Raw genomic sequence first — 24885 nt, 5'->3', positions numbered from 1 at the left:
TGATGAGCCTGCGTTTGCGCCTGAGCCTGACCATCGGCGCGGCCTTCGTGCTGATCTGGGCGCTGGCCGCGGCCTGGATGTTCAGCGACCTGCGCAACCAGATGATGTTTTCCCTCGACCAGCGCCTGGTGGCGTCGGCGCGCATGGTCGCCGGCCTGCTGGAACAATTGCCGGCCTTGCCAAGCAAGGGCGAGGGCACCCATTTCAGCGCCGAACAGCTGAACATTCCCGGGGGCATGGCCTGCCAGGTCAGCTCCCTGCGCGGCGAGATCCTCGCCCGCAGCCATAACCATCCCGACGAAAAGCTCGAAGCCGAGCGCATGGGCTTTCACGACCAGATGATCGACGGTGTGCGCTGGCGCAGTTTCACCCTGGCCCGGGGCGACCTGCGCATCACCACCGCTGATCGCCAGGTCGAGCGTGAAGCGCTGAACATGTCGGTGCTGCTGGCCGCCTCGGTGCCGGTCGGCGTGGCCTTGCTCGGTTGCCTGTGGTTGTTGTGGCTGGGGATCGGCCAGGGCCTGGCGCCGCTGAACCGCATGCGCGATGCCCTGATGCGCCGCAGCGCCGACTCCCTGGAGCCGTTGCAGATCCAGCCGCTGCCCAGCGAGTTGCGGCCGTTGCTGGAAACCCAGAACCAGCTGTTCCAGCGCATCGGCAAGACCCTCGAGCGCGAGCGCCGCCTGACCGGTGACGCCGCCCACGAATTGCGCAGCCCGCTGACGGCGATCAAGACCCACCTGCAAGTGGCGCGGATGACCGACGGCGCGGCCCGCGATCAATCCCTGGCGCGCGCCGAAGAAGGCGCCGACCGTCTGCACCGGACCCTGGAGCAGCTGCTGTTGCTGGCGCGGGTCGAAGGCAGCCTGTCGTTCGAGGACGGCGTGCAGTGCAGTGCCGAACAGGTGGCGAAAACCGCGATCCAGGACGCCGCCAGCGGCGCCCGGCAGCGGGTCCGGCTGCACATCGACGAGCGGGTGTCGGCGGCGCCGCTGGAAATGCCCTCGGTGCTGGCCATCGCCGCGCTGCGCAACCTGCTGGACAACGCCCTGCGGCATACCCCGAGCGATGCGCCGGTGGAGCTGAACCTGGAAACCATCGGCAACCGCGTGCGTTTCCAGGTGCGCGACCACGGTGACGGCATTCCCGAGGATGACTTGCAGCACCTGACCCAGCGCTTCTGGCGCAACGGCCAGAGCACCGGTTGCGGCCTGGGCCTGGCCATCGTCCAGGCGATTGTCCAGCGCTGCGGTTGCGTGCTGCATTTCGACAGCCGGCCCGATGGCTTGCGGGTCGAGCTGACCATGCCGCTGCAAGCGGCATGAGGGCCTATCGCGAGCAAGCCTCGCTCCTACAGTGGGCAGTACAACCCTTGTAGGAGCGAGCTTGCTCGCGAAAAAACTCGAATCCCCCCTGTCCCCTGACGATTCGTCCGCTTCCCGTTATCTCCCCACGCAATAAACCGCCGCCTGGGTGTAAATCCTCTCGTCGCTGATGCGTTTCCAGAACAGGAAAACCTGCGAGTGCGCGCTGAACCGGCTGCGTACCTGTGTGGTGTGCGGTTTCGCTCAACTCATCAGCGTGAGGATTCGAGAGATGTCAGTTGCTACCAGCCTTGTCGACGATCAGCCCGCGCGGACCAGTCCCGCGCCTGCCGAGACGCTTTACCAGTTCACCGAATCGCCGTTGCTGGCCCGGCAGAACCAGCAGGAATCCAATGCCCGCAGCTATCCGCGGCGGATCCCGCTGGCGCTCAAGCGGGCGAGCGGGATTCATGTCGAGGACGTCGAAGGCCGGCGTTTCATCGACTGCCTGGCCGGTGCCGGGACCCTGGCCCTGGGCCACAACCACCCGGTGGTGATCGAGGCCATCCAGCAGGTGCTGGCCGATGAGCTGCCGCTGCTGACCCTGGACCTGACCACCCCGGTCAAGGACCAGTTCGTCCAGGACCTGTTCGGCCTGTTGCCGCCGGCCCTGGCCGCCGAGGCGAAAATCCAGTTCTGCGGCCCCACCGGCACCGACGCCGTGGAAGCGGCATTGAAGCTGACCCGTACCGCCACCGGCCGCAGCACCGTGCTGTCGTTCCAGGGCGCCTACCACGGCATGACCCAGGGTGCCTTGAGCCTGATGGGCAGCCTGGGGCCGAAGCGGCCGCTGGGTGCGCTGCTGACCAACGGCGTGCAGATCCTGCCGTTCCCTTACGACTACCGCTGCCCGTTCGGCCTGGGTGGCGAAGCCGGGGTCAAGGCCAACCTGAGCTACCTGGAAAACCTGCTGAGCGATCCGGAAGCCGGCGTGCAGCTGCCGGCGGCGATCATTGTCGAAGCGGTGCAGGGCGAGGGTGGGGTGATTCCCGCCGACCTCGACTGGCTGCGCGGCGTGCGCCGGATCACTGAAAAGGCCGGGGTGGCCTTGATCGTCGACGAGATCCAGAGCGGGTTCGGTCGTACCGGCAAGATGTTCGCCTTCGAGCACGCCGGGATCATTCCGGATGTGGTGGTGCTGTCCAAGGCCATCGGCGGCAGCCTGCCGATGGCGGTGGTGGTCTACCGCGACTGGCTCGACACCTGGCTGCCGGGCGCCCATGCCGGCACCTTCCGTGGTAATCAGATGGCCATGGCCACCGGTTCCGCGGTGATGCGCTACCTCAAGGAACACCAGGTGGCCGAGCATGCCGCCGCCATGGGCGAGCGTTTGAGCGAACACCTGCGGATCCTGCAGCGCGACTATCCGCAGATGGGCGACATTCGCGGGCGCGGCCTGATGCTGGGGATCGAGCTGGTGGACCCGGCCGGCGAGAAAGACGCCCTCGGCCATCCGCCGCAGTTCAGCCGCCTGGCGCCGCTGGTGCAGCGTGAATGCCTCAAGCGCGGGTTGATCCTGGAAATGGGCGGGCGCCATGGCAGCGTGGTGCGTTTCCTGCCGCCGCTGGTGATCACCGCGGCGCAAATCGATCAGGTGGCGGATATTTTCAGCCGGGCGTTGGCGGCGGCGGTCGCCAGCCTCTAATTTTCCACGGGCCTTGAACGTTCCTTATTCACAACCGCTGCGCGTTCAGCGCAGCGAGCCTTATAGCGATGGAGACACGTAATGACTTCAGTATTCGACCGCGAGGACATCCTCTTCCAGGTAGTGGTCAACCATGAGGAGCAGTATTCGATCTGGCCGGACTACAAGGCTGTGCCACAGGGCTGGCGCACCGTGGGCAAGAGCGGCTTCAAGAAAGAGTGCCTGGCCTACATCGAAGAGGTGTGGACCGACATGCGTCCGCTGAGCCTGCGGCAGAAGATGGACGCCCAGGCGGCGGCCAACTGATTACCCCGTACTGACGTTGACCCGTAGCCGCTGCCGCAGGCTGCGATAAGCCCGCCAGGGCTTCGGCGCTCTTAAGATCGCTGACGACCGTTCCGGTCGATCGCAGCCTGCGGCAGCGGCTACGTACCTGGGTAGGAGCGAGCTTGCTCGCGATAACGACCCACCAGCCAACGCCGATGTCGAGGCGGATAACGCTATCGCGAGCCAGCTCGCTCCTACAGGTAATTTGATCAGGTGCCGTTAGCAAAAAGCCCCGCCCTCGTGAGAGAAGCGGGGCTTTTTTGTGGGCGTCAGCCCAGGCGTTTGACGGCCTGCAAGGTGTAGCTCAATGGCAAGCGCCAAGGGGCGTGGTGCAGGTGCCATTCGCCTTGTTCGTCACAGCGCATCTGCCCGGGCAGGGCTTCCCAGGGGATGCTCTGGTGTTCCACCAGGCCGCTGATGTCCAGGCCGTGCTTGAGCAGCGCACTGACGATTTCCCCCAGGCCGTGGTTCCACGCATGGGTCACCGTGGCCTTGAGCGGTCGGTCGGTACTGACGTAGGTGCTGTCGTCGTCCCACACCAGCGGTTCGCTGCGCTCGAAGTAGGGCAGGTCGACCACCAGCGCATCCTCGCGGCTTTCGTCCAGGGCCCAGAGCATCGGGTGGCCTTCGCGGATAAACAGCCGGCCGCCGGGCTTGAGCAATTCGCTGACATTACGCGCCCAGGTATCGACGCTGGGCAGCCAGCACAGAGCGCCGATACCGGTGTAGACCAGATCGAACGCGCCTTTGGGCAGCACCTCGCAGGCCTTGTAGACGTCGGACTCGACGAACTCGATGGCGCTCCCGGTGCGCGCCGCCAGGCTGCGGGCTTCGGCCAGGGACGCGGGGGAGAAGTCCAGCCCGGTCATCCGCGCGCCGAGGCGGGCCAGCGACAGGGTGTCGGTGCCGATATGGCATTGCAGATGCACGCCGCGCAGGCCGCTGATATCCCCCAGCAGCGGCAGGTCGAAACGCACCACCTCGGACAGGTGCCGCGGGTCGTCGACAAACATCTGCGCCTGGTAGTCCGGCGAGGCCGCGTGCAGCGGTGCGCGCTCGTCCCAGTTGGCCTGGTTGAGCTTGAGGTAGTCACTCATGGCGGGGCTTCCTGTCCGTTCGGTGGGAGCAGCAGGCTAGCACCGCCGAGGCGGGCGATTCTTGGGGGAATTTGTAAGCCGCGCCATTTCCCCTGTAGGAGCGAGCTTGCTCGCGATAAATGCAAGAACAACGCGTCCACTCAGGCAATACGCGTCATCGTTGACGTTCATCGCGAGCAAGCTCGCTCCTACAGAGGGAGTGGCGGGTCAGGTTTTCGGGGCGAGGGCACTGGTGATCTGGCCGATGCTGTTCTCCAACTCCGCCAGCGGGTCGGCGCTGTCGGTTTGCAGCACCAGCAACTGGCTGCCGGCGGCGCTGATGGCGGCCTTGATCGCGTCGGACGGCTGGCGGTGATGCAGGACGATGGCCACGTCGTTGTCCTTGAGCCGGGTTTGCAGTTGCTGCAGGGCTTCGGGCGTCCACTCGTTGTCGGCGCGGGCGTCGATCTCCAGCAGCTCCAGGTTGAGCCCGCTGACCAGATAACCGAAGTGATCGCTGAGGCTGAGCACACTGAGGTTGTCGGCATTGGCCAGTTGCCCCTCGCTATCGGCGCTGAGCTTGAGCAGGCGTTGCTTGAGGCTGGCCAGGTTGGCGTCGATCTTCGGCTTGGCGGCGGGGGCCAGGCGCACCAGGTCGGCGGCCAGGACATCGGCCATGCGTCCCAGGTTATTGCTCGACAGCCACGGCTGGCTGTTCAGGCCGTCGCTCTTGCCGGGCTGCAGGGCGACCCCGGGCAGGGCGCCGTCCACCGGGCGCGCGGCATCGACTTCGACGATGCGGATGTTGCTGCGCCGCGCATTGGGGTACAGCGGGTCGTCCGGCCAGATCGAGCGCAGGCCGATCACCGCGTCGGCGTCGAGGGCCAGCTTATGCAGCGCCGGGGCGCCGCGGCCGGTGAAGTAGGCAGTCTGGCGTGAGCCCGGCAGGTTGTCGGGGGCGGCGCGTTCGAGTCGCACATCGGTGCCTTGCAGCAGCCACTGGGCGAGGCCGAAGGTGATCGGTAGCGAGGCCAGCACGGTGAGCGGCTTGGGTGAGCTGGCGCTGTGCAGCGCCGTGGTGCCCAGGCTCTGGTTGGCGGTGACGCGCATCGGTTCGAAACGGTCCGGCTGGGCCAGGGCCGGCGCGCTGCTCAGCCCGCCGAGGGCCAGGGCCAAAGTCAGGGGGCGTGTCAGGTGACGTAATGAACTGTGCATTTATCCGATATTCCCTTTGAGGCTGGGGACAATGCCGCGGGCAACGGCGGCCAGGGCGAAGGCGACACCGGCCACCAGGATGATCGCGGCGCCGGAGGGGATGGGCAGGTCGAAGAGGATCGGCAGCAGGATGCCGCACAGGGTGCTGACCGTGGCGATCAGCACCGAGATCCAGAAAAAGCCCTTGAGCGACTGGCTCAACAGGCGCGCGGCCGCCGCCGGGATCACCAGCAGGGCGCCCACCAGGATCGCGCCTATGACTTTCACCGCGGCCACGGTGATCAGGGTCACCAGGATCACGAACAGGTAGTCCAGGGTTTTCACCGCGACACCGCGCACCGCCGCCAGTTGCGGGTTGAAGCTGGCCAGCATGATGCGGTTGTACAGCGGCAGGCTCAGGCCCATCACCAGGGCGCCGACGATCAGCAGCACCAGCAGGTCGTTGCCGTTGACCGTGAGCACCGAACCGAACAGCACGTTTTCCAGGATGTGCACGTTGATCTTGCCGGCGAGGATCAGCAGCAGGCTGGCGCCCAGGGCCAGGGACACCGACAGGAACACCCCGATCAGGGTGTCCGGCGCCAGGCCGGTGCGGTTGCGCAGGTAGTTGAGCAGGATGCCGAACAGCAGGCAGTAGCCGAACAGGCTGCCGTAAGGGCCGGTGTAGGGTTCGCCGAGCAGGATGCCGATGGCCACGCCGGTCAGCGCCGCGTGGCCCACCGCTTCGGAGAAGAACGCGAAGCGCTTGACCACAACCAAAGTGCCCAGGCCGCCCAGCACCGGGCCGATCAGCAAGCCGGCGAGCAGGGCGTTGACCACAAACCCATAGGCCAGGGCTTCTGGCAGGTAACCGGAGGAGGCCCAGCCCTGGATCATCAGACGAAAGGCTTCGTAACTCATCAGGCAACACTCCCGCTGACGATATCCGCGCTGCGCGGGTGAGTGGAAAACAGCGTCAGCAGGCGTTCCGGGGTCAGCGCCTGCTGCGGGTGGGCGTCGAACAGCACCCGGCGATGCAGGCCGGTGACCCGGTCCGCCAGGCGGCCGACCGCTTCCAGGTCGTGCTCGATCCACAGCAGGGTGATCCCGGCCTGGCGCCAGTCGCCGAGCAGGCGCTCGAAGACCTGGATGCCGGCTTCGTCGAGGGCCGACATCGGTTCGTCCAGCACCAGCAGTTGCGGCGCCGGGATCAGCCCCTGGGCCAGCAGCACCCGCTGGCGTTCACCGCCGGACAGGGCGCCCATGCGCCGCTTGCGTTTGTCCTGCATGCCGACCCGTTCCAGGGCTTCGCCTATGGCCGTGGCGTAATGCCGGCTGAGGCCGAGGAAAGCCGGGCGGCGCTGGCACATGGCGGCCATGAAGTCGTCGACGGTCATTGGCAGGCCGCGGTCGAATTCCAGGGCCTGCGGCACATAGCCGATCACCCCCGGCTCGCCCGGCCATTGCAGGCGCAACTGGCCCTGGTGGGGCATCTGCCCGAGCAGGGTCTTGATCAGCGAGCTCTTGCCGCCGCCGTTGGGGCCGACCAGCGCATGCACGGTGCCGGGCTGCACCTTGAAGTTGACGTTGTCGAGGATGGTGGTGCGACCCAGGGTCAGGCTGACCTGGTCGAATTCGATGGACGGGCCGCGGGCCAGGCTGTGCAGGGCGGTCATGCGCCGGCCTCCTGGATCGCCCGGACCACGGTGTCGAGGTTGCCGGCCATTTCCTTTTCGTACTTCTCGGCGCTGTAGTCGCCGTAGGAAATGTGCGACAGCGGGTACAGTTTGACCCCGGACTCGCGCTGGATGGTGTCGACGTAGGTGGAGGGGAAGTCCATCTCGGAGAAGATCACCTTGACGTCCAGTTCACGCAGCTGGTCGATGGTCTTTTTCAACTGGCTCGGGCTGGGCTCGATGCCATGGGCCGGCTCGACCACGGCGGTGACTTCCAGGCCGAACTCGCGCAGCAGGTAATCGTAGGCGGCATGCACCGTGGCCACCCGCAGGTCGGCGTTGGGCGCCTTGGTCAGCTTGGCCAGGGCGTCGGCGCGCATCTGCCGCAGGCGTTTGCCGTAGGCGCGGGCGTTCTGGGTGTAGGTCTTGGCGTTGGCCGGGTCCATCTTGCCCAGCTCGCGGGCGATGTTGTTGACCTGGGCGATGGAGGCGCTGATGGACAGGAAGGTGTGCGGGTTGACCACTTTGCCGGCGCCGCGCGCGGCGATGCCGGTGGCGGCCAGCAGCGGCACGTTCTGATTGGCCTCGATCACCGGAATGTCCGGGCGTTCGCTGGCCTCGATCATGCGGTCGGCGAAGTCGTCGTGGCCGACGCCATTGAGCACGATCACGTCCAGGGTGCCGATGCGCTTGATGTCTTCGGCGCGCGGTTCATAGGCGTGGGGGTTGAAGCCGGCGGGAATCAGCGGCACGACCTCGGCCTTGTCGCCGACGATGTTGGCCACGTAGCTGTAGTAGGGGTGCAGGGTGATGCCGATACGCAGGCGCTTGGCCTGGTCGGCCGTGGCGAGAGGGCTGAGCAACAGGGCGAACAGGCTGACCAGCAGCACCCGCAGGAGCGGGCGGCGTTGAGATGAAATAGGCATGGGCTAGCGGTCTTCTCTCGGTGAATGCGTGGGTTCAGTGGCGATGCTGGCGGGTCACTCCGGCATCGAATTGCGCGACCACCTGCTGCCAGCCGGCACTGGCCAGGGCGGCGTCGCTGAGGTCGTCGGGGGCGGCGAGGGACGGGCCGCGGTTGAGCCAGATGTCCGGGGCGGCGGCCGGGTCGGCGGCGATGCGCATCAGGAAGGAGCCGGCCACTTGATTGTTCTGGCTGAGGCCGACATAGGCCTGTTGCCGCAACTGCCAGGCATGCCCGCCACGGCTCACCGAGCTGGCGTCCTGGGCAAAGGGCGCGAAACCTTCCTCGGCCAGTTGTTCGGGCGTCGGCAGGGCCTGGGCTTCTTCGCGCAGCAGGCGGATTTCGTCGAGGGTCACCCGCAGGTCGGCGTACAGGCCCTGTTCGCCGGCGGTGAGGTCGCGGCGGGCGTCCAGTTGATGGCTATCGATGCTGGCTACTTCGCTGCTTTCGCCGCGCCAGAGCACCACGGTGCCGGCCACGCTGAGGATCAACAGGCACAGCAGCAGGACGTAGAGGGTTTCATGGCCGGCGCCGGCCGGGCGCACGACTTGGGGGGGGGAGGTGTTCATGGGGCCTCGATGTCGGCTTGGTCGATCTCGACCACGTGGCCGGGGCCGGCGTCGAACAGCACGTAGAACTCGGCGTCGGGTTTCTTGAAGGTCAGGGTGGAGTCGGCGCCCAGCTTGCCGGGCACCAGGATGGTTTCGTCGTAGCCGATCACGTCCAGGGTCACCCCCGGGGCGCCGCTGCCATCGGAGAAGCCGCCGGTGCAGCGGATCTGCTCGCCGTCGATCTGCTTGCACTCGCACATCGGGTTATGGGCCAGGGCGCCGCCGCTGAACAGGGCGCTGGCCAGCAGGAGTACGCCGGCACCGAGCAGGCGCAGGCGGGCGGTGGGTACAGCAATCATGGTTTGCCTCCTTGTTGGTTCAGCCAGGCGAGGGTGGCCGGGGATGCCTGGCTCAGGGGGATGGCCGCCTGGTGCATGCTGCCGTCCCAGCCTTCCATGGTTATCCACAGCTCGGCGTCGGCCTTGGTCTTTTCCGGAACGGGCAGGCTGGCCCCCATGCGGTACGGGGTGCCGAAGAAGATCACCCCGGCGGCGCGCAGGCTGCGGGGTTTGCCGATGCGCAGGTAGGTGGCCTTGACCTGGTCGATACAGGCGTCGCACAGGGCGGCATTGAAGCCCTTCATATAGCCGGCTGGCCCCTGAAGTTGCGGCGCTTGGTTGCGCAGTTCGGCCAGGCGCAGGCTCCAGGGCCCGACCTGCACCTCGCCCACCTCGCGTTCGCCCAGGCCGCTGTCGCCACGGGCCAGCGCCGCGTCGGCGAAGTACTTGGGCATGAAGCCGAGGGGGATCAGCAACAGCAGGATGTTCAGGTGGAAACGCCATTTCAGCCAGAATTGGCGCAGGGGTGAAACCGGCATTGGGTTGTCTGTCTTGCTCACAGGTTGCCCTCCGGCGTGTCGCTGTGCAGGGCCGCAACCGGGCGCTGGGCGAGGGTGGGGCGTGGTGTCTTGGTGCTGCGCTTGAGGGCCGCGGCGGTGGCCAGGGCGGTGCGCTTGGTCCAGATCAGCAGGCCGCTGAGCACCATCATGCTCAGCAGCAGGCCGAAGAAGCACCAGATCAGCTTGATCCAGATGCCGCCGAAATCACCGGTGTGCAGCGGACGCATGGACTCGGTGACGAACTCCAGGGCCGAGCGATGGGACAGCAGGTGCATGGTATCGACCGAGCCGCTGTAAGGATTGAGGTTGGCGGTCTGGTACATCAGCGGGTACCAGCCGCGGCCGCCAATGAACAGGTGGCTGTAGGCATTGCTCGGCAGCATGACGAAGCTGACCTCGAACCCCGGGATCTGCTGGGTGGCGATGCGGATGGCTTCATCGACGCCGATCATCGGCGCCGGGCTGCCGTCGGCGGAGGTCGGCACGCTTTCGCGGGCGATCACCGGAACTATGGGTTCGCTGGAAAGGGTGATCTGGTTGTCGCCAAGAATCGCCTGGATCAGGAACCAGGTGCCGGTGATGGAGATCACCGCGATGAACCAGATCGACCAGAGGCCGCTCAGGCGATGGAAGTCGCCCCAGAAAATCCGCGCGCCGTGGCGCAGGCGCAGGGTCGGCTTGAGGAAACCCTTCCAGAACTTCTTGTAGACCACCAGGCCGGTGACCAGCGAGGCCAGCATCGGCAGGCCGAGCAGCGATACCAGGTACCAGCCCCAGCTGTAGCCGTTGGTGAAAGGCACCAGCCACCAGCCGTGCAGGGCACGGGTGAAGGCCTGGAAGTTGAATTGCGGGCTGACGCCCTGGATGACGCCGGTGTACGGGTTGACATAGACCTCGACGGAACGGCCATCGGGGTAGTTGACGCCCACGGTCAGGGCGAAATGCGCTTCGTCAGGGGTGCTGATGCTTTCGACCAGGGTCTGCGGTTCGGCCTGCTTGATGGCCTTGACGATCTGGTCGTAGCTCAGCGGTTGGGCGTCGCCTGTGGGTTTGCTGGCGCGGATGTCGGGGTTGGCCAGCCAGACGATTTCCTGGCTGACCACGGCCAGGGTGCCGGTGACGCAAACGATCAGCACAAAGAACCAGATGGGCAGGGCCAGCCAGCTGTGAACGAGAAACCAGATTTTCGAGCGGGACTTCTTCGACATTGAGCACGCGTCTTGATTCGAGGAGTGGAGCCGCGGGCGGCTGGTAAGCCCGGAGAGAAACCCGCGGCGTAACCTTCGCCAACGCGACCTGCTGCATCTAATTAAGACGAATGAGAATCGTAAATCCCGAAAGACGATATGAAAGTAAATGTTTCCGCGCGACCAATGGCAGGGGGACGGTCCGGGGGAGGCTATCGCGGGCAAGTCGGATCGCCGCCCGCTCGCTCCTACAGAAGCACGCGCGTCTGTAGGCGCGAGGCTGGCCCGCGATCAACGGTTTTCAGGCACAGCGCTTATCCCTGCTGTTTAAACATCTCCACGGCCCGCTGCTTGATCTGCTCTTCGCTCAGGTCTTCCTTGCGGGTGGCGAGAAACCACAGATGGCCGAACGGGTCTTTGAGGGTGCCGCTGCGGTCGCCGTAGAACTGGTCCTTGACCTCGGACACCACCTGGCCACCAGCGGCGATGGCCTGGGCGAACTGTTTGTCGACATCGTTGACGTACAGGTGCAGGCCGACGGAGGGTGATTGGTCGGGATTGCTCAGTGGCCCTTGATCGCAGGGCGTTCCCAGCATGATCGGGCAGTCGCCGATGCGCAGCTCGGCATGGCCGACGCTGCCGTCGGGCATGTCCAAGCGCATGACCTGGGTGGCGCCGAAGGCATTCTTGTAGAACTCGATAGCCTCGGCAGCCTGCGTAATCCCCAGGTAGGGCGTGATGCTGGGGTAACCCTCGGGAATGGGTTTGACGCTCATCTCGGTTCTCCTTTCTTGTCATGGGTTTGTCGAAGTGAACCTGGCCGGTTTTCCGGTCGGTTCACTATAGGCCCGGGCAGTCCACTGCCTGGCTTGAGCTGACGAGGTGTTCGCCTGGCAACAGTGATCCGGCGATCAGGAGAAGAGGTGCAGCCGCTGCCGCAGGCTGCGGTCGGGTTGGGGAAACCGTCGTGCAGCCGCTCAGTCGGTTTCCAGCAATCGCGCGCCCGGGCCGCGTTCGCCCAGCTGGTCGCCCTGGTTGCGCAGCGGGCAGTCTTGCATCGACAGGCAACCGCAGCCGATGCAGCCGTTGAGGCGGTCGCGCAGCAGGGTCAGTTGCTTGATCCGCTCATCCAGCTCCTGGCTCCACTGCTCGGACAGCCGCCTCCAGTCGGCGGCCGTCGGCGCGCGGTGGTCCGGCAGGCTGCGCAGGGCCTGGCCGATCTCGGCCAGGGGAATGCCCAGGCGCTGCGCCACCTTGATCAGCGCCACCCGGCGCAGCACTTCCCGCGGATAACGGCGCTGGTTGCCGGCGTTGCGGTTGCTCTTGATCAGCCCCTTGGTTTCATAGAAGTGCAGGGCGGTGACCGCTACGCCACTGCGGGCGGCCACTTGGCCGACGGTGAGTTCCTTGTGCACGGTTTCGGGGCTGGGCATGCAGCGCTCCTGCGGGTGGGGAATGAGCAAAAGTCGCTTGACCTTTACTTAACTGGAGGTTTTACCCTGCGGAACTTCGAATCACAAGATTCCGTTTATCCGTCAGTGGGGACTTGCCATGCACGCGTTTGCGCAAAACCGCAGCTTTACGCAATTGATCGAATTCGAAACCGAACCCCATCAACAATCCGGCCTGGTGTCGGCGCTGTCCGAGCAGACCGAACGCCTGGCCCAGGGCCACCCGGGTTTCCTGAGTGGCAGCGTGCAGGCCAGCGAGGACGGCCGGCGGGTGCTCAACTACCTGCAATGGCAAACCCGGGAAGCCGGCGAGGCGGCCTTCCAGAGTTTCGAGAAGGGCGAACAGGACTTCTGGCAACTGCTGCGTGTCTATCAGGCCAAGACCGTGACCTTCGGCTCGTTCCAGGTGGTGCGCAGCATCGAGCGCAGCCCGGACAACGCGTTGCATTGCCGCCTGGCCAGCTAGATCGACAGTTGCAGGGTGCGCTCGTGCTGGCCGGGTTTTTCCGGCGGACGGCGCTTGTTCACCGCCAGTTCGCCGATCTTGATCAGCCGGGTGCGGGTGACGTTGCGGCTCAGGCCCAGCAGGTTGGCGGTGTGCACCTGGTTATAGTGGCTGAAGCGGTAGGCCGCGCGCAGCAGCGCGTCCTCGACCTTTTCATGCAGGGCGCCGGCCTGCTCTTCGAAGAGCTTGTGAAAGGCCCGCTCCAGCAGGGCTTCGGCTGAGTCGTCGTGGCTGTGGTGGCTGTCGTCCTGGCGTTCGATACGCATGTTCGACAGGCGCAGGTCGTCGCGCTCGATCACGCCGTCGCGGCAGATCAGCAGGGTGTGGTGGATGACGTTTTCCAGTTCGCGGATATTGCCCGGCCAGCTGTAGCTGCGCAGCTTGTGCTCGGCCTCGCTGCTGATGGTCACGGCGCCGTAGCCCAGGCGCTGGCTGTAGGCCTCGATAAAGTGCCGGGTCAGCGGCAGGATGTCGCCGGGGCGCTCGCGCAGCGGGCTCAGTTCCAGGCTGACCACGTCGAGGCGGTAGTACAGGTCCTCGCGAAAATGCCCGGCGTTGATGGCTTTCTCCAGTTGCACGTTGGTTGCCGCCAGCACCCGCACATCGATGGGAATGCTTTTGCGCGAACCCAGGCGCACCACTTCGCGCTCCTGCAGCACCCGCAGCAGCTTCACCTGGATTGCCATCGGCAGGTCGCCGATCTCGTCGAGGAACAGGGTCCCGCCATTGGCCTCTTCGAACCAGCCGGCCTTGGCGCTCAGGGCCCCGGTGAAGGCGCCTTTTTCATGGCCGAACAGCTCGGCCTCCACCAGCGACTCGGAGAACGCGCCGCAGTTCACCGCCACGAAGGGCCGGTTGCGTCGGGCGCTGAGGTTGTGGATATGGCGCGCCACCAGCTCCTTGCCGGTACCGGTTTCGCCGATGATCAGCACGCTGGCCTCGCTCGGCGCGACCTGCTGCAGGTGCGCCAGCAAGGCCTGGGATTTCGGGTCTTCGAACACCTGGGCGGTGGCCCGGATCGAGGTGGCCAGGGCCGGCGAGGGCGGTAGGGTCAAAAGCTGCATGGACAAGCTCCGGGAGCAGAAGGCTAGGAATAGAAAGTCGGGGTCGGCAGGGACTGGTTCAGGGCCCAGTCACCCAACTCATGGAGTTTGTAATCCACCGGGTCGTGCAGGGTTTGCGTGCGCAGGTTGCGCCAATGCCGGTCCAGGCGCAGGGAGGCGTGGGTGGAGCGGGCGCCGGTGACCTCGAACAGGCGGCTGCACAGCTCCAGGCCCTGGCGCGTGGTGGCGACCTTGGCGGTGGCGATGGCCGTGGCCAGGTGACCGCGTTCTTCGGCGCTCAGGTTCGGCCCCTTGGCCCAGGCCTTGTCCAGCAGCTCCGCGGCGCGCTCCACCAACAGGCGCATGCCTTCCAGGGCCACCCAGAAATCACCGTAATGACCCAGCACATAAGGGTCCTGATAGGCCTCCTGCGCGCTGGACTTATGCCAGGGCCGGGTTTCGGTGAGGGTGTACTGGCGAGCTTCTTCAAAAGCCCCTTCGGCAATGCCGAGGAACATGTGGGTGAAGGTCAGCTGAGCGATCAGTGGGCGCAGACAGGCGAAGGGCGTGCTCAAGGGGCCCGGGTCCAGCAGCAGTTCCGATTCCTCGACCCGCACCCGCTCGAAGCTGGCGCTGCCGCTATCGGTCTGGCGCTGGCCCATGTTGTTCCAGTCGTTGTGCAGGGTGATGCCGCTGCGGCCGCTGGGGATGGCGGCGATCAGCAGCTTGCCGCCGTTGCTTTCGTCGACTGCCGAGGCGATGAGCATTTCCGAATCGCTGGCGCCGGAGCAGAAGCTTTTCTTGCCGGAAAACTCGCGCCAGCCGCCGAGGTTCTTCACCACGGTACGGGTGTCCAGCGGGTTGAGGGCATTGCCCCAGAACCAGTTCTTGCGCGCGGTCTGTTCGAACCAGGGTTGCCATTGTTCCGGCCGGGCGAACAGGCGCACGGTGGCCAGCATCAGGTGATGGAAACCGAAGACGTGGGCGATGGAGCTGTCGACCTTGGCGAACTCGCGGACGATGTTCAGGGTCTCGCTCCAGCTGGCGCCGAGGCCGCCGTACTGGGTGGGAATGCTCAGGGCCAGCAGGCCGCTCTGGCGCAGGGCGTCGCGCTGGGCTTTCGGGGTACCGCCGCGTTCGTCGCGTTCGACGGCGGTCAGGGCAAACTCGGCCGCCAGCTGGCGGGCGGTCTGCAAGGGGGACAACAAGGCGCTTTGCGGCTTGGCAGTCACGCGGTGTTCCTCGTTTGGGGCCGGTTGGGCGGCCGTGAAGTCGGTGGGGCTGTGAGGTGAGCGCGGGGCGCTCGATCGCGAGCAAGCTCGCTCCTACAGGGTGCAGGTGGTTTCTGTAGGCGCGAGGCTGGCCCGCGATAGCGTTCTATCAGGCGATCAACACCCTCAAGCCCCAGCCGTTTTTTTGCTCGGCAACACGTCATTGGCGATCATTTCGCCGAACGGCCCGGTGAGGTTGGTCACGCCACGCCCGGCCAGGCTGGCGTAGGGTTCCGGCAGCAGCGGGAACACCAGTTCGGCAAAGCGGTAGGCTTCTTCCAGGTGCGGGTAGCCGGAGAAAATGAAGCTCTCGATCCCCAGGTCCGCGTATTCCTTGATCCGCGCCGCCACCTGCTCGGGGTTGCCCACCAGCGCGGTGCCGGCGCCGCCACGTACCAGGCCGACGCCGGCCCAGAGGTTGGGGGCAATTTCCAGGTTGTCGCGCCGCCCGTCGTGCAAGGCGGCCATGCGCCGCTGGCCCTCGGAATCGAAGCGCGAGAAGGATTGCTGCGCGGCGGCGATGGTGTCGTCGCTGATGTGTTCGATCAGCTTGTCCGCGGCCTTCCAGGCCTCTTCCGCGGTTTCGCGCACGATCACATGCAGGCGGATACCGAACTTCACCGTGCGGCCGTGGCGGGCGGCCCGTTCGCGTACGTCGGCGAGTTTCTCGGCGACCGCGGCCGGTGGTTCGCCCCAGGTCAGGTAGACGTCCACCTGTTCGGCGGCGAGGTCATGGGCGGCGTCCGAGGACCCGCCGAAATACAGCGGCGGGTAAGGTTTCTGCACCGGCGGGTACAGGGCCTTGGCGTTCTGCACGTGCAGATGCTTGCCTTCGAAGTCCACGGCTTCGCCTTGCAGCACCCGGCGCCAGATCCTCAGGAATTCGTCGGTGACTTCATAGCGTTCGCTGTGGCTGAGGAAGCTGCCGTCGCCGCGGTTCTCGTCAGGGTCGCCGCCGGTCACCACGTTGATCAGCAGGCGCCCGTTGGACAGCCGGTCGAGGGTGGCGGCCATGCGCGCCGAGACGGTCGGCGAGATGATCCCCGGGCGGATCGCCACCAGGTAGCGCAGGCGTTCGGTCAGGGGCACCAGCGCCGAGGCGATCACCCAGGAGTCTTCGCACGAACGCCCGGTGGGGATCAGTACGCCGTGATAGCCCAGGCTGTCCGCGGCCTGGGCCACTTGCTTGAGGTAGTTGAGGGTGACCGGACGCGCGCCCTGGGTGGTGCCCAGGTAATGGCCGTCGCCGTGAGTCGGAAGAAACCAGAAAACATCCATGACAGGTCCTTAAGCGATTTTCAGCAGATTTTTCGGATGCACGCCGAACAGCGGCGCGGCGCGTTCTGCCGCAAGGCGAATGCGGGCCTTCAAGGGCTCGCTGGTGATCTGGTAGTTGGCGAAGTCGGCCTCGGTGGCATAGACCCCGATGGGCAGGGTCAGGGCCTGGAAGAAACTGAACAGCGGCCGCAGCTGGTGATCCAGCACCAGGGCGTGACGTTCGCTGCCACCGGTGGCGGCCAGCAGCACCGGGGTGTCGATCAGCGCGTTGAGGTCGATCAGGTCGAACAGGTGCTTGAGCAAGCCCGGATAAGAGCCGCGGTACACGGGCGCCGCGACGATCAGCAAGTCGGCGCTTTCGATGGCTTGCAACTGCGTTTCGACTTCCACGGCCAGCTCCTGGCGGGACAGGGCCGCGCCCAGGGGGCGGGCGATGTCGCCCAGTTCGATGAGCGTGCTCTCGATCGGCAATTGCCCCGCCAGTTCGGCGAGCAGCGCCTGGGTCAGCACCAGGGTGCGCGAGGGGCGCCAGGTTCCACCGGACAGGGCAACGACTTTTAATGGACGCGACATGATCAGTTCCTTTGTTGAACAGGGCTCAACGAGCAGTGAGTAGTCCCAGGGCTTGAGCAAGAGCTGTACCAGCGACGCAAAGCCTTGAGTGGCGGGGCTTGTGGCGCTGTTGCAGGAGCAGGCTGTTGTTGGGAAGACACTGTTTTTGTTGATTGGCTGTTGCCTGGCGAACAGTTGCTCAGGCAACAGCAGGCGGCGCGATGGGCCTGTTATAAAGGCTTACTGATATTCCTAAAAAATACTTTATTTCCATATTTATAGGTCTTTTAGGTATATATGAGGCTGTGATGGGCGGCGATAGGGGGAATCGATAGCCACTATCGAGCGTGATGATTTCTGTCCCGGTAAGGGCGACGGTAGCCTGTATCCATTGCCTCGCAGCCCAGATCCAGGAGCTTTGCCATGAACCGTTCGCTTGTCTTTTCCTTGCTTGTCGCCACTGCGGTGCTGGCCGGTTGTGCCAGCCAGCCTGGCCCGGAGTCGCGTCCCTATACCGCCGAGGAAACCCGCGAACTGGCGCTGGAAGCACTGAACCGGCGCGGGCTGTCCTTTGACGAATACCAACAGAAGAAGGCCGAGCTGCTTGCCCCGCAACGGACCTTCGGTTTCGACCGGCAGGGCGAAATGAACGCCGAGCACAGCGTGACCCTGCATGGCCGGGCCAGCTGATTTGTCGATCTGCCACGGCCTTGCCCGCGTAGGCTGACGGACTGCCGGTGAACGTCGGCAAAACCCTGTGATGATTTTCCCCGCCTTGCGCCTTGTTCTTCGGCCCCCTGGCCGAACCTTGCTTAACCCGGCTCCCGGAGCCTGTTAAGCTGCCCCTCGGGAGCGTTCCTACGCACTTTTAAATGAAGTTGTCCTTCTTTAACTGCATCCGATCGGGTATTGCTGACGGTCTGCCGTTTTTGCGTTGCCGAAAGGGCGCGTATCAGCGTTCGGCACCGAGCGAACCTTGATCCTGGAACAGGCTCTGCGGGTATTTTTGCGATGAATAAACGTCCTCTCTATTTCGACTACGCCGCCACCACGCCGGTGGACGAGCGAGTCATTCAGGTGATGGTGGAATGTCTGGGGTTCAACGGTAACTTCGGCAATCCGGCGTCCAGCTCCCACGCCTTCGGCCAACAGGCCCGGCGCAGCGTCGAGCTGGCGCGCCAGCAGGTCGCCCAACTGGTGGGCGCGGCGCCCGAGCAAATCGTCTGGACCTCCGGCGCCACCGAATCCAACAACCTGGCGCTCAAGGGCGTGGCCCAGGCCCGGGGCATCTCCGGCGGGCACATCATCACCAGCCAGATCGAACACAAGGCCATTCTCGACACCGCCAGCCAGTTGCAGGCTGCCGGCGTGGCCGTGACTTACCTGGTGCCGGACAGCGACGGGCTGATCACGCCCGAGGCGGTCAGCGAGGCCCTGCGCGACGACACCTTCCTGGTGTCGCTGATGCTGGTCAATAACGAACTGGGCACGCTCAACGACATCCCGGGCATTGGCCGTGTGGTCCGTGAGCGCGGGGCGCTGCTGCATGTCGACGCGGCCCAGGGCGCGGGCAAGGTGGCGATCGACCTGGCGCAGTGGCCGGTGGACCTGATGTCCTTTTCCGCCCACAAGATTTACGGCCCCAAGGGCATCGGCGCGCTCTACGTCGGCCCGCGCGCGCAGCAGCGCTTGCAGGCGCAGATTCACGGCGGCGGCCATGAGGGCGGCTTGCGCTCCGGGACGCTCGCGACCCATCAGATTGCCGCCATGGGCGCCGCCTTTGCCCTGGCCGCCGAACATTTCGACGAAGAAGCGGCGATTATCGCCCGTCTGCGCGAGCGTCTGCTCGAACAATTGGCCGACGTGCCGGGGCTGCGCCTGAACGGCAGCCCGGCCCAGCGCATTCCCCACACCTTGAGCCTCACCTTCGGTGAAGGGGAGTTCAACCCGGCGGCCCTGAGTGCCTCCATCGCGTTTTCCGCGACCTCGGCCTGCAACTCGGCGAGCAATGCGCCGTCCCATGTGTTGCTGGCGCTGGGGCTCGACGCCCGGGCGGCGGGGCGGACTATCCGCCTGAGCCTGGGGCGTTTCACCACCGAGCAGGACATCGATCAGGCCGTCCAGCTGATCAAGGCTTCATCCGCCAGTGCACCGGCGTTCTGGGCGGTTGCCCAACCCTGAGGGTCGATGCCCTCGGGATCCAATAACAATGATTGACCTGGTAGCAGGAGACACAATGAGTACGCAGCCCTTGACCAATGGAGTGGTCCCCCAGCGCCTGGCGCGCACCCGCGAGCTGATGAACCGCGAGGGCATTCATGCCCTGCTGGTGCCGTCGGCCGACCCGCACCTGTCGGAGTACCTGCCCGGTTACTGGCAAGGCCGGCAGTGGCTGTCGGGTTTTCACGGTTCGGTCGGCACCCTGATCGTGACGGCGGATTTCGCCGGGGTCTGGGCCGATAGCCGTTATTGGGAACAGGCGACCAAGGAACTCAAGGGCAGCGGCATCGAGTTGGTCAAACTGTTGCCGGGCCAGCCCGGCCCGTTGGACTGGCTGGCCGAACAGACCCCGGAAGGGGGCGTGGTCGCGGTCGACGGCGCGGTGATGGCGCTGGCTTCGGCGCGTACCCTGGGCAACAAGCTGCAGGAGTGCGGTGCTCGCCTGCGCACCGATATCGATCTGCTGAACGAAGTCTGGAGCGACCGCCCGAGCCTGCCGGACCAGCCGATCTACCAGCATTTGCCGCCCCAGGCCACGGTCGGCCGGGTCGAGAAGCTCGGCAAGCTGCGCGAAACCCTGAAAGAGCGAGGCGCGGACTGGCATTTCATCGCCACCCTCGACGACATCGCCTGGCTGTTCAACCTGCGCGGCGGCGACGTCTCGTTCAACCCGGTGTTCGTCTCCTTCGCCCTGATCAGCCAACAGCAGGCGACGCTATTCGTGGCGCTGAGCAAAGTCGATGACGCCTTGCGTGCCGTGCTGGAACAGGACGGCATCACCCTGCGTGACTACAGCGAAGTGGCCGCGGTCCTGAGTGCGATTTCCGACGGCGCCAGCCTGCTGGTGGATCCGGCGCGGGTTACCGTCGGTTTGCTGGATAACCTTGGGAACGGTGTGAAGCTGCTGGAAGGTCTGAATCCGACGACCTTGGCCAAGTCCCGCAAAAGCCTGGCCGACGCCGAGCATATCCGCCAGGCCATGGAGCAGGACGGTGCGGCGCTTTGCGAATTCTTCGCCTGGCTGGAGTCGGCCTGGGGCCGTGAACGCATTACCGAGCTGACCATCGACGAGCACCTGACCGCGGCGCGCACCCGTCGCCCCGGTTATGTGTCCCTGAGCTTCAACACCATCGCCGCGTTCAACGCCAATGGCGCGATGCCGCATTACCACGCCACCGAAGAAGAGCACGCGGTGATCGAAGGCGATGGCCTGCTGCTGATCGATTCCGGCGGCCAATACCTGGGCGGCACCACGGACATCACCCGCATGGTCCCGGTCGGTACCCCGAGTGCCGAGCAGAAGCGCGATTGCACGCGGGTGCTCAAGGGCGTGATCGCCTTGTCCCGGGCGCAATTCCCGCGGGGCATCCTGTCGCCGTTGCTGGACGCCATCGCCCGCGCGCCGATCTGGGCCGAAGGCGTGGATTACGGGCACGGCACCGGTCATGGCGTGGGGTATTTCCTCAATGTCCACGAAGGCCCGCAAGTGATCGCCTATCAGGCGGCGCCAGCACCGCAAACCGCGATGCAGCCAGGGATGATCACCTCGATCGAGCCGGGTACTTATCGTCCGGGCCGTTGGGGCGTACGCATCGAAAACCTGGCGATGAACCGTGAGGCAGGCACTAGCGAATTCGGCGAGTTCCTCAAGTTTGAAACCCTGACCTTGTGCCCGATTGACAGCCGCTGCCTGGAACCTTCGCTGCTGACCCAGGACGAGCGTGAGTGGCTCAACGCCTACCACGCTGAAGTGCGTCGGCGCCTGAGTCCGCTGCTGCAGGGCGCGGCGCTGGAATGGCTGAATACCCGTACCGCAACCCTCTGAACGTGAATCGCGGGGGGGGGGGTTGGGCCGGCAGCGCGAATTGCGTTGTTTGTCTTACCGAAGCTTTGACTTAGCTCAGGGCTTCGAGGACAAAGTCCAGGCGATCCTGGCCGAAGAACAACTGGTTATCGACGAACATGCTCGGCGCGCCAAAAACGCCGCGCTGCAAGGCTTGTTCGGTCTTGTCCTTGAGGGCGTTCTTGACCTCTTCATCGCTGGTCAGGGCCAGCACCTCTTGCGGATCGAATCCCCCCTCACTGAGTACCGCGGCAACTATGGCCTGATCGTTCAGGTTGCGCTTCTCGACCCAGAGTGCGCGGAACAGGCAGTCGATAAAGGCAACAAAACGCTGTGGATGTCGCAGTTGCATGCCGGTCACCGCGCGCATCAGCAGCAGGGTGTTGATCGGGAAGTGCGGGTTGAATGCCAGTGGCACCTCATAACGTTTGGCATAACGCGCCAGGTCCTGAAGCATGTAGCGTCCTTTGGCGGGGATGCTGATCGGCGAGGCATTGCCCGTGACCTTGAACACGCCACCGAGCAACATGGGTTGATAAATCAGCTGGCTGCCTGTCTGGGCACAGATCTTCGGCAATTGGGTGTAGGCCAGGTAAGAGGTCGGGCTACCCAGGTCGAAAAAGAACTCGACGGTTTTGCTCATCGGTGATGCTCCCATTTTGTTGTTGTGGCGCAGGGTTTACCAGCGTTCGTTCCAGGGCCGCAGATCCAGTTCGAAGGTCCAGGCATCTCGGGGCTGGCTGTGCAGATACCAGTAGTTGTCGGCGATGTGTTCGGGGTTGAGGATGCCGTCCTCATCCTTGAGCGCATACTTTTCCGGGAAACTGTTGCGGATGAAGTCCGTGTCGATGGCGCCATCGACCACCACATGAGCAACGTGGATATTCAACGGCCCCAGCTCCCGGGCCATGCTTTGCGCCAGTGCGCGAATGCCATGCTTGGCTCCGGCAAAGGCGGCAAACCCCGCAGCACCGCGCAAGCCCGCGGTGGCGCCGGTGAACAGGATGGTCCCGCGTTGGCGAGTGACCATGCGTTTGGCCACTTCTCGCGCATTGAGGAAACCCGAGAAGCAGGCCATCTCCCAGATCTTGAAGTACTTGCGCGCTGTTTCTTCAAGGATGCTGCAGGGCACGTTGGCACCGATATTGAACACCAGGGCTTCGATCGGACCAATCTCGCGCTCGATCTGTTCGACCAAGGCAATCACTTCTTCCTCTTTTCGAGCGTCGCAGGCGAACCCATGGGCTTCGCCTCCCGATTGCTGGATGGCTTCCACCAGGGGCTGCAACTTGTCCGCGCTGCGTCGGGTGACACAGGCGACAAAACCTTCCCGGGCAAAACGCTTGGCAATTGCACCGCCTGTGGCATCGCCGGCTCCGACGACCAAAACGACTTTCTTGTTCTCTGTGGCTGTAGTCATGGTGGGATCGCTCTATTGTTAAACGGTCGTTAACTAAACGAACGTTATGCTACGCTCCGCCGAGCGTCAAGGCGAAGAGAGGAGAGGGGGCGTCATGCGTTATTCAGCCAGTCACAAGCAGGAAACCCGGGAACGGCTGCTGCAGAGCAGCGCGGTGTCAGCGAAAAAAGAAGGATTTTCGACTGTGGGGGTCGATGGTCTGATGAAAGCGATCGGGCTGAGTGGTGGGGCCTTCTACAGCCACTTTTCATCCAAGGATGAGCTGTTCGGTTCTATTGTCGAACGGGAGCTGAGCCAGAGCCTTGAGCGTCTGGGGGGCGATGGTGAGCAAAGCCGGATGCGGCTTGAGCGCTGTCTCAAGCACTACTTGAGCATGGCGCATGTCGAGAGTCCTGAAACGGGCTGCGCCTTGCCAACCTTGGGCGCGGAAATCTCACGGGCGGACGAGGGGGTTCGACAGCAGGCGCAAGACTGGATTTGCCGTTTGCAGCAGAGTTGGGCGCGCACCCTGGGCAGCGACAGCCTGGCCTGGTCGATTCTGTCGCAGTGTGTGGGGGCGTTGGTGGTGGCGCGAATGCTGGTCAGTCCGGACATTCAGCGCCAGGTCCTGAAGTCGAGCCATGACGAAATTGTTCGTCAATTGCCAATGCAGGATGTGCAGTAGGCAGGTGCTGCCTACTTGCAGATGACGATCATGCTGCGGCTGGTATAGCCGGCGGGATTCAGGCCGAAGGGATAGTCGCCCGGGTCCTCCACTGTATCTCCGGACTTGGCGATCACTTTGTAGCCTTTGGGGCCGCAGGAGGTAGCAGCGCTGGCGTAGCATTTGTCCCAGGAGGAGGACAGGCCGGAGCAGTTGATATGCAGGCCCTTCTTTCCGCGCTTGACCTCGGTTTTCGAAGTTGCGGCGCAACCTGCGATGGCCAGTACGGCTAACAGAATCAAAAAACGTTTCATTCCTGTCCCTATTGCTGATCCCGGATCTGTTGTCCGGGTTCGACTGCGTTAGCTGTCACTTTGGCGTCTGTGCGGTCCTTGCCTGAAAAATCCATGACTGGCGCTGAGTTACAGCGCCTAAACATGGCCTAATTGAGCGGCAAATACCAGAGCTATGTACAACCAGGAATCAATCCGCCGCTACCAGAGGTTTCGATTCGCTGCGCATGGTTAGGGTCGCACCCACTGACGCCAGGATGATGCAGGCGATAGCCAGCCACTGCGCGAGCGACAGGAATTCGTGGAGGAACAGCAGCCCGGACAAGGCACCAAAAGCAGGCTCGATACTCATCAGCGTGCCGAAGGTTCTCGCCGGCATTCGGGTCAGGGCGACCATCTCCAGGCTGTAGGGAAGGGCGGTGGAGAGAATGGCCACGCCAATAGCGATGGGGATCAGGCTGGGCGTCAGCAAGGCAGCCCCGGCATGCACGATGCCGATAGGCGCAACGAACAAGGCAGCAATCATCACGCCCAGCGCTGCAGTCTGGATGCCATTGTCGGCCCCGGCCTTTTGCCCGAACAGAATATAGAGCGCCCAGCACACCCCGGCTCCCAAGGCATAACCCGCGCCGATCAGGTCGATACCTGCGCTCGTATCGCTGGTTGGAATCAACAGCAGCAGACCGATAATCGCCAGGGCGATCCAGAGAAAGTCGATGGCTTTTCGCGAAGCATAAATGGCCACGGCCAGTGGGCCGGTGAATTCCAGGGCCACGGCGATTCCCAGAGGAACGCTGCGTAGCGACATATAGAAGAGAAAGTTCATTCCACCCAGCGCCATGCCATAGACGATGACGGTGCGCAGGGACTTGGCGGTGAGCTTCGCGCGCCATGGACGCAATAGCAGCAGCATGATGATGCTGGCGAAAATCAGACGCAATGTGGTGGTGCCTTGTGCGCCCACGATCGGGAACATGCTTTTGGCCAGTGAAGCGCCGGACTGGATGGACGCCATGGCAATAAGCAGCAGTCCCACCGGGAACAGGGTCGAGGCTAGGCTGCGGGGCTGGTCATTCATGGCAAGGCATCATCCGGGTCAGGGGGGAGGTTTGGTGCGCCGACATGATGCTCAACTAGAAACGCTTGAGCAATATATTGCTCATGATGTTTCTGCTCTTCTTATATTAGAGAAGGATTGATCTGTTTTTGCAGGTTATTGATAGAAAAGACAAATTAGGGGTTGACGGCAGATTCTGGAAGTCTATAATTCGCCCCACTTCCGGTGCAGTCGAAACGGAAAACTCCTTGAGATTCAACGAGTTACGCGGTTTTCGACAGCGATTACGCTTCAGTTCATCGAAGCTCGAAGGAGTTGATTCGGCAGTAAGTTTTCGCCGAGTTAACGAATCGATCTTCTCGGTCGAAAGCGGAGAAAAAGAGGTGTTGACAGCAGCGTGTAACGCTGTAGAATTCGCCTCCCGCTG

The 24885-nt window shown here is 64.2% G+C and carries 27 protein-coding genes; 8 read left to right on the top strand and 19 right to left on the bottom strand.

Annotated features, from left to right (window positions below; all coding sequences use genetic code 11):
- Positions 1–2: 2 nt before the first annotated feature.
- The 3 genes from AC07Y9_RS02585 to AC07Y9_RS02575 all read left to right on the top strand — a co-directional run bounded on the left by AC07Y9_RS02585 (position 3) and on the right by AC07Y9_RS02575 (position 3315).
- The gene (locus tag AC07Y9_RS02585) at positions 3–1325 is read left to right on the top strand and encodes an ATP-binding protein (protein ID WP_007922870.1); all 1323 of its coding nucleotides are present in this window, start codon (positions 3–5) and stop codon (positions 1323–1325) included.
- 271 nt (positions 1326–1596) lie between these two features.
- Positions 1597–3009, top strand: coding sequence for an aspartate aminotransferase family protein (locus tag AC07Y9_RS02580; RefSeq protein ID WP_102679586.1), 1413 nt, complete (start codon positions 1597–1599; stop codon positions 3007–3009).
- A gap of 81 nt (positions 3010–3090) precedes the next feature.
- Positions 3091–3315, top strand: coding sequence for an MbtH family protein (locus AC07Y9_RS02575; protein WP_007923760.1), 225 nt, complete (start codon positions 3091–3093; stop codon positions 3313–3315).
- 290 nt (positions 3316–3605) lie between these two features.
- On the opposite strand, the gene AC07Y9_RS02570 is transcribed toward AC07Y9_RS02575, so the two are convergent.
- The 11 genes from AC07Y9_RS02570 to soxR form a co-directional block, all read right to left on the bottom strand.
- A complete protein-coding gene (locus AC07Y9_RS02570; protein ID WP_102679585.1) occupies positions 3606–4433 on the bottom strand; it encodes a class I SAM-dependent methyltransferase in 828 nt (275 codons plus the stop codon).
- Positions 4434–4640: 207 nt separating this feature from the next.
- Complete coding sequence (locus AC07Y9_RS02565) at positions 4641–5627, bottom strand: metal ABC transporter solute-binding protein, Zn/Mn family (protein WP_102679584.1); 987 nt, start codon at positions 5625–5627, stop codon at positions 4641–4643.
- Positions 5628–6527, bottom strand: a complete 900-nt coding sequence (locus tag AC07Y9_RS02560; RefSeq protein WP_102679583.1) for a metal ABC transporter permease — start codon at positions 6525–6527, stop codon at positions 5628–5630.
- The gene (locus AC07Y9_RS02555) at positions 6527–7282 is read right to left on the bottom strand and encodes a metal ABC transporter ATP-binding protein (protein WP_102679582.1); all 756 of its coding nucleotides are present in this window, start codon (positions 7280–7282) and stop codon (positions 6527–6529) included. The genes AC07Y9_RS02560 and AC07Y9_RS02555 overlap by 1 nt, the downstream gene beginning before the upstream one ends.
- Positions 7279–8208: a metal ABC transporter substrate-binding protein gene (locus AC07Y9_RS02550; RefSeq protein WP_007930423.1), complete on the bottom strand. Its 930-nt coding sequence runs from the start codon at positions 8206–8208 to the stop codon at positions 7279–7281. The genes AC07Y9_RS02555 and AC07Y9_RS02550 overlap by 4 nt, the downstream gene beginning before the upstream one ends.
- A 34-nt stretch (positions 8209–8242) precedes the next feature.
- Positions 8243–8815: a DUF6162 family protein gene (locus AC07Y9_RS02545; protein ID WP_102679581.1), complete on the bottom strand. Its 573-nt coding sequence runs from the start codon at positions 8813–8815 to the stop codon at positions 8243–8245.
- On the bottom strand, positions 8812–9153 hold the full coding sequence (locus AC07Y9_RS02540; RefSeq protein WP_173679775.1) for a hypothetical protein: 342 nt from the start codon (positions 9151–9153) through the stop codon (positions 8812–8814). The genes AC07Y9_RS02545 and AC07Y9_RS02540 overlap by 4 nt, the downstream gene beginning before the upstream one ends.
- Positions 9153–9674 carry a PA2404 family protein gene (locus AC07Y9_RS02535; RefSeq protein ID WP_102679579.1) on the bottom strand — a complete coding sequence of 174 codons (522 nt, stop codon included), beginning with the start codon at positions 9672–9674 and terminating at the stop codon, positions 9153–9155. Before AC07Y9_RS02535 ends, AC07Y9_RS02540 begins: the two co-directional genes overlap by 1 nt.
- Before the next feature lie 17 nt (positions 9675–9691).
- Positions 9692–10903: a PepSY-associated TM helix domain-containing protein gene (locus tag AC07Y9_RS02530; RefSeq protein ID WP_102679578.1), complete on the bottom strand. Its 1212-nt coding sequence runs from the start codon at positions 10901–10903 to the stop codon at positions 9692–9694.
- A gap of 293 nt (positions 10904–11196) precedes the next feature.
- Positions 11197–11658 (bottom strand): VOC family protein, encoded by a 462-nt coding sequence (locus tag AC07Y9_RS02525; RefSeq protein WP_009050054.1) that lies wholly within the window; start codon positions 11656–11658, stop codon positions 11197–11199.
- 201 nt (positions 11659–11859) lie between these two features.
- Positions 11860–12315, bottom strand: a complete 456-nt coding sequence (gene soxR, locus AC07Y9_RS02520) for a redox-sensitive transcriptional activator SoxR (protein ID WP_007930416.1) — start codon at positions 12313–12315, stop codon at positions 11860–11862.
- A gap of 118 nt (positions 12316–12433) precedes the next feature.
- Here soxR and AC07Y9_RS02515 point away from each other — a divergent pair, with 118 nt between their 5' ends.
- Positions 12434–12799, top strand: a complete 366-nt coding sequence (locus AC07Y9_RS02515; protein ID WP_102679577.1) for an antibiotic biosynthesis monooxygenase — start codon at positions 12434–12436, stop codon at positions 12797–12799.
- Here AC07Y9_RS02515 and AC07Y9_RS02510 read toward each other — a convergent pair.
- From AC07Y9_RS02510 to msuE, 4 genes are all read right to left on the bottom strand, one after another.
- Complete coding sequence (locus tag AC07Y9_RS02510) at positions 12796–13902, bottom strand: sigma-54 interaction domain-containing protein (protein WP_053262107.1); 1107 nt, start codon at positions 13900–13902, stop codon at positions 12796–12798. The genes AC07Y9_RS02515 and AC07Y9_RS02510 overlap by 4 nt on opposite strands.
- 23 nt (positions 13903–13925) lie before the next feature.
- A complete protein-coding gene (locus tag AC07Y9_RS02505) occupies positions 13926–15113 on the bottom strand; it encodes an acyl-CoA dehydrogenase family protein (protein ID WP_007930413.1) in 1188 nt (395 codons plus the stop codon).
- A gap of 165 nt (positions 15114–15278) precedes the next feature.
- Positions 15279–16430, bottom strand: a complete 1152-nt coding sequence (gene ssuD, locus AC07Y9_RS02500) for an FMNH2-dependent alkanesulfonate monooxygenase (RefSeq protein WP_087092958.1) — start codon at positions 16428–16430, stop codon at positions 15279–15281.
- Between the two features lie 9 nt (positions 16431–16439).
- Positions 16440–17003: an FMN reductase gene (gene msuE / locus AC07Y9_RS02495; RefSeq protein WP_102679576.1), complete on the bottom strand. Its 564-nt coding sequence runs from the start codon at positions 17001–17003 to the stop codon at positions 16440–16442.
- Between the two features lie 402 nt (positions 17004–17405).
- Between msuE and AC07Y9_RS02490 the strand changes: the two genes are divergently transcribed.
- The 3 genes from AC07Y9_RS02490 (at position 17406) to AC07Y9_RS02480 (ending at position 21027) form a co-directional block, all read left to right on the top strand.
- Complete coding sequence (locus AC07Y9_RS02490) at positions 17406–17672, top strand: hypothetical protein (RefSeq protein ID WP_009044883.1); 267 nt, start codon at positions 17406–17408, stop codon at positions 17670–17672.
- A 321-nt stretch (positions 17673–17993) separates the two neighbouring features.
- Complete coding sequence (locus AC07Y9_RS02485) at positions 17994–19163, top strand: cysteine desulfurase family protein (RefSeq protein WP_102679575.1); 1170 nt, start codon at positions 17994–17996, stop codon at positions 19161–19163.
- A gap of 55 nt (positions 19164–19218) precedes the next feature.
- Positions 19219–21027, top strand: coding sequence for an aminopeptidase P family protein (locus AC07Y9_RS02480; RefSeq protein ID WP_102679574.1), 1809 nt, complete (start codon positions 19219–19221; stop codon positions 21025–21027).
- Between the two features lie 70 nt (positions 21028–21097).
- On the opposite strand, the gene AC07Y9_RS02475 is transcribed toward AC07Y9_RS02480, so the two are convergent.
- On the bottom strand, positions 21098–21688 hold the full coding sequence (locus AC07Y9_RS02475; RefSeq protein WP_102679573.1) for a 2-hydroxychromene-2-carboxylate isomerase: 591 nt from the start codon (positions 21686–21688) through the stop codon (positions 21098–21100).
- Positions 21689–21724: 36 nt separating this feature from the next.
- Positions 21725–22465, bottom strand: coding sequence for an SDR family oxidoreductase (locus AC07Y9_RS02470; protein ID WP_102679572.1), 741 nt, complete (start codon positions 22463–22465; stop codon positions 21725–21727).
- A 94-nt stretch (positions 22466–22559) separates the two neighbouring features.
- On the opposite strand from AC07Y9_RS02470, the gene AC07Y9_RS02465 reads away from it, so the two are divergent.
- Positions 22560–23129 (top strand): TetR/AcrR family transcriptional regulator, encoded by a 570-nt coding sequence (locus tag AC07Y9_RS02465; protein WP_101338661.1) that lies wholly within the window; start codon positions 22560–22562, stop codon positions 23127–23129.
- Positions 23130–23140: 11 nt separating this feature from the next.
- Here the strand turns inward: AC07Y9_RS02465 and AC07Y9_RS02460 are convergent, their stop codons facing one another.
- Positions 23141–23422 carry a hypothetical protein gene (locus AC07Y9_RS02460; protein WP_009050041.1) on the bottom strand — a complete coding sequence of 94 codons (282 nt, stop codon included), beginning with the start codon at positions 23420–23422 and terminating at the stop codon, positions 23141–23143.
- A gap of 169 nt (positions 23423–23591) precedes the next feature.
- The gene (rhtA, locus tag AC07Y9_RS02455) at positions 23592–24479 is read right to left on the bottom strand and encodes a threonine/homoserine exporter RhtA (RefSeq protein ID WP_007930397.1); all 888 of its coding nucleotides are present in this window, start codon (positions 24477–24479) and stop codon (positions 23592–23594) included.
- Positions 24480–24885: the final 406 nt, after the last annotated feature.

Source organism: Pseudomonas sp. GW456-L12, from assembly GCF_059424045.1.
The sequence above is the reverse complement of the archived record's forward strand: the minus strand, read 5'-3'. Positions and strand labels throughout refer to the sequence as shown.

Coding starts and splice junctions, on each gene's coding strand:
- AC07Y9_RS02515 (WP_102679577.1), top strand. CDS start 12,434: ATGCACGCGTTTGCGCAAAACCGCAGCTTTACGCAATTGATCGAATTC.
- AC07Y9_RS02570 (WP_102679585.1), bottom strand. CDS start 4,433: ATGAGTGACTACCTCAAGCTCAACCAGGCCAACTGGGACGAGCGCGCA.
- AC07Y9_RS02490 (WP_009044883.1), top strand. CDS start 17,406: ATGAACCGTTCGCTTGTCTTTTCCTTGCTTGTCGCCACTGCGGTGCTG.
- AC07Y9_RS02460 (WP_009050041.1), bottom strand. CDS start 23,422: ATGAAACGTTTTTTGATTCTGTTAGCCGTACTGGCCATCGCAGGTTGC.
- AC07Y9_RS02475 (WP_102679573.1), bottom strand. CDS start 21,688: ATGAGCAAAACCGTCGAGTTCTTTTTCGACCTGGGTAGCCCGACCTCT.
- ssuD (WP_087092958.1), bottom strand. CDS start 16,430: ATGGATGTTTTCTGGTTTCTTCCGACTCACGGCGACGGCCATTACCTG.
- AC07Y9_RS02530 (WP_102679578.1), bottom strand. CDS start 10,903: ATGTCGAAGAAGTCCCGCTCGAAAATCTGGTTTCTCGTTCACAGCTGG.
- AC07Y9_RS02465 (WP_101338661.1), top strand. CDS start 22,560: ATGCGTTATTCAGCCAGTCACAAGCAGGAAACCCGGGAACGGCTGCTG.
- msuE (WP_102679576.1), bottom strand. CDS start 17,003: ATGTCGCGTCCATTAAAAGTCGTTGCCCTGTCCGGTGGAACCTGGCGC.
- rhtA (WP_007930397.1), bottom strand. CDS start 24,479: ATGAATGACCAGCCCCGCAGCCTAGCCTCGACCCTGTTCCCGGTGGGA.
- AC07Y9_RS02550 (WP_007930423.1), bottom strand. CDS start 8,208: ATGCCTATTTCATCTCAACGCCGCCCGCTCCTGCGGGTGCTGCTGGTC.
- AC07Y9_RS02565 (WP_102679584.1), bottom strand. CDS start 5,627: ATGCACAGTTCATTACGTCACCTGACACGCCCCCTGACTTTGGCCCTG.
- AC07Y9_RS02510 (WP_053262107.1), bottom strand. CDS start 13,902: ATGCAGCTTTTGACCCTACCGCCCTCGCCGGCCCTGGCCACCTCGATC.
- AC07Y9_RS02555 (WP_102679582.1), bottom strand. CDS start 7,282: ATGACCGCCCTGCACAGCCTGGCCCGCGGCCCGTCCATCGAATTCGAC.
- AC07Y9_RS02485 (WP_102679575.1), top strand. CDS start 17,994: ATGAATAAACGTCCTCTCTATTTCGACTACGCCGCCACCACGCCGGTG.
- AC07Y9_RS02525 (WP_009050054.1), bottom strand. CDS start 11,658: ATGAGCGTCAAACCCATTCCCGAGGGTTACCCCAGCATCACGCCCTAC.
- soxR (WP_007930416.1), bottom strand. CDS start 12,315: ATGCCCAGCCCCGAAACCGTGCACAAGGAACTCACCGTCGGCCAAGTG.
- AC07Y9_RS02585 (WP_007922870.1), top strand. CDS start 3: ATGAGCCTGCGTTTGCGCCTGAGCCTGACCATCGGCGCGGCCTTCGTG.
- AC07Y9_RS02580 (WP_102679586.1), top strand. CDS start 1,597: ATGTCAGTTGCTACCAGCCTTGTCGACGATCAGCCCGCGCGGACCAGT.
- AC07Y9_RS02575 (WP_007923760.1), top strand. CDS start 3,091: ATGACTTCAGTATTCGACCGCGAGGACATCCTCTTCCAGGTAGTGGTC.
- AC07Y9_RS02545 (WP_102679581.1), bottom strand. CDS start 8,815: ATGAACACCTCCCCCCCCCAAGTCGTGCGCCCGGCCGGCGCCGGCCAT.
- AC07Y9_RS02480 (WP_102679574.1), top strand. CDS start 19,219: ATGAGTACGCAGCCCTTGACCAATGGAGTGGTCCCCCAGCGCCTGGCG.
- AC07Y9_RS02470 (WP_102679572.1), bottom strand. CDS start 22,465: ATGACTACAGCCACAGAGAACAAGAAAGTCGTTTTGGTCGTCGGAGCC.
- AC07Y9_RS02560 (WP_102679583.1), bottom strand. CDS start 6,527: ATGAGTTACGAAGCCTTTCGTCTGATGATCCAGGGCTGGGCCTCCTCC.
- AC07Y9_RS02535 (WP_102679579.1), bottom strand. CDS start 9,674: ATGCCGGTTTCACCCCTGCGCCAATTCTGGCTGAAATGGCGTTTCCAC.